General features: G+C 75.2%; 4 protein-coding genes. 1 reads left to right on the top strand and 3 read right to left on the bottom strand.

All coding sequences use genetic code 11. The features are described 5' to 3' along the window. Nucleotides 1–624: glycine cleavage T C-terminal barrel domain-containing protein (locus AC5LSR_RS23340; protein ID WP_493469039.1), on the top strand; the 624-nt coding region annotated here is incomplete at its 5' end. A gap of 183 nt (nt 625–807) precedes the next feature. On the opposite strand, the gene AC5LSR_RS23345 is transcribed toward AC5LSR_RS23340, so the two are convergent. From AC5LSR_RS23345 to AC5LSR_RS23355, 3 genes are all read right to left on the bottom strand, one after another. Continuing rightward, the gene (locus AC5LSR_RS23345; protein ID WP_493469040.1) at nt 808–1,641 is read right to left on the bottom strand and encodes an adenosylcobinamide-GDP ribazoletransferase; all 834 of its coding nucleotides are present in this window, start codon (nt 1,639–1,641) and stop codon (nt 808–810) included. A 12-nt stretch (nt 1,642–1,653) separates the two neighbouring features. After that, nucleotides 1,654–2,865, bottom strand: a complete 1,212-nt coding sequence (gene cobT, locus AC5LSR_RS23350; protein WP_493465806.1) for a nicotinate-nucleotide--dimethylbenzimidazole phosphoribosyltransferase — start codon at nt 2,863–2,865, stop codon at nt 1,654–1,656. A 74-nt stretch (nt 2,866–2,939) separates the two neighbouring features. Beyond that, nucleotides 2,940–3,959, bottom strand: coding sequence for a hypothetical protein (locus tag AC5LSR_RS23355; RefSeq protein WP_250287063.1), 1,020 nt, complete (start codon nt 3,957–3,959; stop codon nt 2,940–2,942). Between the last annotated feature and the right edge of the window lie 368 nt (nt 3,960–4,327).

Consider the following 4,327-nt stretch of genomic DNA (forward strand, 5'->3'; position numbering starts at 1 on the left):
ATCGGGGGCGGCGGTGCCGGCGGTGCCGGGGACGGCGGGCGTGGCGCCGGCGGGGACGGCTCCCGGCGGGAGATCGTCGTGTGCCGCTCGGGTTACACCGGCGAGCGTGGGTTCGAGCTGGTGACGCCGTGGGCGGACGCCCCGGCGGTGTGGGACGCGCTGCTGGCGGCCGGGGCGTCCCTGGGGGTGCGGCCCTGTGGCCTCGGCGCCCGCGACACCCTGCGGACCGAGATGGGCTACCCGCTGCACGGCCAGGACCTCTCGCCCTCGATCACCCCGGTGCAGGCGCGGGCCGGCTGGGCGGTGGGCTGGGACAAGCCACGGTTCTGGGGCCGGGACGCGCTGCTGGCGGAGCGGAGCGCGGGCCCGGTGCGGCTGCTGTGGGGGCTGCGCTCGACCGACCGGGGCATCCCACGGCCGCACATGGCCGTGTACGACCTGGCCGGCGAGCGGGTGGGCGAGGTCACCAGTGGGACGTTCTCGCCGACGTTGCGGACCGGTATCGCCCTCGCCCTGCTCGACCGCGGCGTCGCCGAGGGAGACACCGTCCGGGTGGACGTGCGGGGCCGGCCGTCGGCGATGACGGTGGTACGCCCACCCTTCGTCGACGCCTCCCCGAAGTAGGGGCCGCAGCGCTCCCGGGGCGCGGTGCGGTGGCCGCGCGTCCCGGCCACCGGAGAAGATCGGCACGATTTTGTCGTTGTGTACGCTTTTGCGGCCAAAAAGCGTACACAACGACAAAATTATCTGGATCATGGCCTGTGCGGATGGTCGTGGATGGGATTCGTGCTCCCTGAGCGGCGCTTTCTAGACGATGCCGAGGCGGTGTTTCAGGCCGTAGGGGGCGTCCAGGGTCATGAACACCAGGGTGACCGTCGCCGTGATCTCGACGAGGGCGCCGAGCACGTCCCCGGTGATGCCGCCGAGGTAGCCGACGAGGTAGCGCCGCAGCAGCCAGCCCACGGCGGTGCCCACGGCCACCGCGGCCACCGCGCGCGCGGCCCGGCCGGGGCCGCCGCCGTCGACGTCGAGCAGCCCCGCGGCGGCGGCGGCGACGACGACGGCGAGCACGGAGCAGACGGCCTGCCGCGGCCGCACGGAACCGGCGACGAGGGCGCCGAGCCCGTTCGGGTGCGCCGCGGGGATGCCGGCGGTGCAGGCCAGGGTGGCCGCCAGCCGTCCGGTCATCGACGCGACCAGGATCGACAGGCTGCCCCGGTGCTCGTTGATCGCCAGTGACAGCGCCGCGACCTGGACCAGCACGGCGAAGATCAGCGCCAGCGCGCCGAACGCGCCCAGCCGCGAGTCCCGCATGGCCGCCAGCGCCCGCTCCCGGCCGGCGCCGATGCCGTCGGCGACGTCGGCGAGCCCGTCCAGGTGCAGGCCGCGGGTGAGCAGCGCCAGCGTGGCGATCCCGATGGCGGCCGGGAGCAGGGGCTGGGCCGGGGTCCCCGGCGGCGCCGCGGGCAGCTTCGTGAAGAGCCGGAAGCCGACCACGACGGCGGCGGCGATGGCCCCCAGCACGAGGCCGACCAGCGGGGCGAGCGTCATGGCCCGGCCCATCGTGCGCCGGTCGAGCACGACCCGTCCTCGGACGGGCAGCAGCGAGAGCAGGGAGAAGACCGTCCGCGTGGCGAGCATCGGCCGCCCGCGTCAGGCGCCCGCCGTCCCGGGCGTGTCGCTCGGGACGGCGGCGGTGCCGTTGGCGACCGGCCCGCTGGGGGCAGCGCCAGCGGAAGCGGCGTCGCTGGCAACGGCGCCAGCGGAAGCGGTGCCGCCGGCGGCCGGGCCGGCCGGGGCTGAGCCGGCCTGGTCGCTGACGCCGGCCTGGTCGAACGTGGCCATCTCGGCGAGTGTCGCCTGGGCGGCCACCAGCAGGTGGACGGCGAGCAGCGCGCCGGTGCCCTCGCCGAGGCGCAGGCCGAGGTCCAGCAGAGGCTCGATGCCCAGCGACGTCAGGGTGAACTTCTGCGCCGGCTCGGTCGACCGGGTGCCCGCGACCCACCAGGCCTTCGACCCGGGCGCGTACGCCTCGGCGGCCAGCGCCGCGGCGCAGACCACGACCCCGTCGAGCACCACCGGGGTGCGGCGGACGGCGGCCTGGACCAGCAGGCCGGTCAGCGCGGCGAGGTCGGCGCCGCCGATCACCCGCAGCAGGGCGAGCGGATCGGCGGCGTACGGCCGGCCGCGGCGCATCGCGTCCCGGATCGCCGCGGTCTTGAGCATCCACCGGGTGTCGTCGATGCCGGTGCCGCGCCCGACGGTCTCGATCGGTTCCCGGTCGAGCAGGCTGGCGACGATCGCCGCGGACGGGGTGGTGTTCCCGATTCCCATCTCGCCGGGGACCAGCAGGTCGGTGCCGGCGTCGACCTCCTCGTCGACGATCGTCCGGCCGAGGTCGAACGCGCGGGCGGCCTCCTCGGCGGTGAGGGCGTCCTCGACGTCGATGCGCCCGCTGCCGCGCCGGACCCGGTAACGGCTGGTGACGTCGGCCGTGGCCACGCCGCCGGCCGCGGGCGGCACGGCCTCGTCGGCGTCCACGCTGACGTCCACGACCCGTACGGACGCGCCGACCGTGCGGGCCAGCACGTTCACCGCGGCGCCGCCGGCGGCGAAGTTCGCCACCATCTGCGCGGTGACCTCCGACGGGAAGGCCGAGACACCCGTCCGCGCGATGCCGTGATCACCGGCGATGATCACGGCCCGGATGCGCCGGAAGGGCCTGGGCGGGCAGGCCCCCTGCACGCCGGCGAGCCAGACCGAGATCTCCTCCAGGCGCCCGAGGGCACCCGGGGGCTTGGTCAGCACTGCCTGCCGCTGCCGGGCGGCAGCCATCGCGTCGGCGTCGAGCTCTGGGATCCGCACAGCGTCTTTATTACCCGATGTGCCACCGGGCACCGTCGGGCGCCCATACCCCAACGGATATCCGACAGATCCCGTCAGGCCGGGGCCTCTTCCGAGGAGCCGCCCCAGGCCGAGGTCAACGCGACCAGGTCGGACCAGTCGGCGCCGTGCTGGGCGGCGCCCTCGGCGAGCTGGGACACCTCGCTGCCCATCCAGGCCGCCGGCCGGGCGGACGAGGCGACCACCGCGCCGGTGACATGGTGCTCGGCCTCCTCGACGTCCGGCCGCTCCCGGCGCAGCGCCGCGTCCGCGCAGATGACGTGCACCAGCGGGGCCAGGCAGCCGACGCCCTGGTCGCGGCCTCCGGCGCCGTCCACGCCACCGACCCGCTCGCGGGCCTCGGCCAGGAACGGCGCGGCCGCGTAGATCTGCCCGGCCAGGACGAGGGCGCTGGCGGCCATCGTCACGAACAGCGCCGGATGGTAGCTGTCGAGGGAGTAGGCGGGGGCGCCGTATTTCTCGGTGGGCAGCCGGCTCATCAGCTCCTGCGCCCGGCCGATCGTGGCGACGGTACCGAGGGTGTCGCCGAGACGCGCCCGCGCGCCCGCCTCGGCGACCGCCAGCATCACGGCGGCGGGGGTGCTGCCCGCGTACCGCTGCCCCTCCACGGCGAGCGCCAGCGCGCTCCGCCAGCGCTGCAGCCCCCGCGCGGCCATCGCCCGCACGGCGTGGGCGTGCGCGATCGTCGGCCAGTCCCCGATGCTCGCGGCGACCGACTCGGCCTGGGCCAGCGCGCGCAGCCCGGAGCAGACGTCACCGGCGTCGATGAGCGCGTTGCCCTCCAACACGAGGGTGCGGGAGTGCAGGGCCTGCCAGTCATGCCTGGTACGGATCGCCCCCGCCTGGGACACGGCGATGTGGCGGTCGAGGTTCCACGCCTGCAGGGCCGTCTGTGCCGGGGCGGTGGACCCGTAACCGTCGACCAGCGCCCGCATGGCGGTGGTGAGGCCGGTCAGATCCTGCGCGCCCCGGACGCGCCCGGGGAAGGTGCTCACCAGATGTCCCGCCGCGACGAGCCCGGCAACCAGCCCGAGCCTGCGCCGATCGACGCCCATGCGCGACTCCAGATGTTCGCGATGTCCGCGTGACAGCCCCAGTCTCTGGCGCTGTCGGGATCATGTCGATGGCCCGGTTGTGTCAACATCCCGGCCGTGTTGATACCTCTCACTCCCCGTCATGTCCGTGGGGCCGCCGACGCGGCCCGGGCCTCCCGCGTGCTCCCCGGGTTCCCCCTTGGACGTCCCCGGGCCGCCTGTCGTGCTTCCGGGCTCCCGTTCCGCCTTCCCGGGTGCCCCGGCTGTCGCCTGGCGCGCGAAAACATGACCGTGACAGATTGTGATCATGCCGGTTCGGCCGGGGTCAGGTGCCGGATGCCGCCGCCGCTAACGAATTATCGGCCCCCCCGTTGTAACGCCCTGCGACC

This window comes from Protofrankia sp. CiP1_Cm_nod4 (genome assembly GCF_982290645.1).

What these genes read in the sequence shown, in the direction of transcription:
- AC5LSR_RS23345 (WP_493469040.1), bottom strand. Translation starts at nt 1,641, where the DNA reads ATGCTCGCCACGCGGACGGTCTTCTCCCTGCTCTCGCTGCTGCCCGTC.
- AC5LSR_RS23355 (WP_250287063.1), bottom strand. Translation starts at nt 3,959, where the DNA reads ATGGGCGTCGATCGGCGCAGGCTCGGGCTGGTTGCCGGGCTCGTCGCG.